This is a genomic window from Sphingomonas radicis, from assembly GCF_051400635.1.
Classification (GTDB): Bacteria; Pseudomonadota; Alphaproteobacteria; order Sphingomonadales; family Sphingomonadaceae; genus Sphingomonas.
The window spans coordinates 1-514 of sequence record NZ_JBLFFG010000019.1 but is presented as its reverse complement, the minus strand read 5'-3'; the positions used below and the strand labels follow the sequence as shown (position 1 = coordinate 514).

Annotated in this window: 1 protein-coding gene; it reads left to right on the top strand. The window is 63.4% G+C overall.

Features of this window, described 5'->3' with window-relative positions:
- Nucleotides 1-370 (top strand): hypothetical protein (locus ACMGDH_RS18230; protein WP_436829404.1); only part of this gene is annotated, 370 nt, incomplete at its 5' end.
- Nucleotides 371-514 lie beyond the last annotated feature (144 nt).

Sequence of the window (514 nt, the reverse complement as noted above, 5' to 3'; positions counted from 1 at the left end):
CCTGATTTCAGCCGATGAGGCGAAGCTACCTCCGCCGAAGGGAGCGGTCGCGGTGGCGACCCGCGGTATCACCCGCGGACCCAAGGTCGCGTTTGTCGGAACCGCCGACGCGTCGAAATCGCCGATGCGGCTGCAACTGAAGTTCGAGTCGTTCGGCGGGGCCAAGATCGACACGGATTCGTTGAAGGTGACTTACATCAAGAGCCCGGCCGTCGATCTGACGCCGCGGCTGAAGCCGTTTGTGAAACCGGACGGGATCGACATGCCCGATGCGGAATTGCCGGCCGGCGATCATGTCATTCGCGTGGATGTGAAGGATTCGGAGGGACGCACTGCGACCACCAGCTTCACCCTTAAAGTCGCGCCCTGAGCCGCATGCCGGCACATTGTCCCTTTTGCGCACAGCCGACAGTCGCCGAGGCGCTGGTGTGCAGTTCGTGCTCGCGCGACATCACGATTCCGGAAACGCTGATCGCCGAACGGGACGACCTCGTCCGCAAGCGGACTCTGGCCC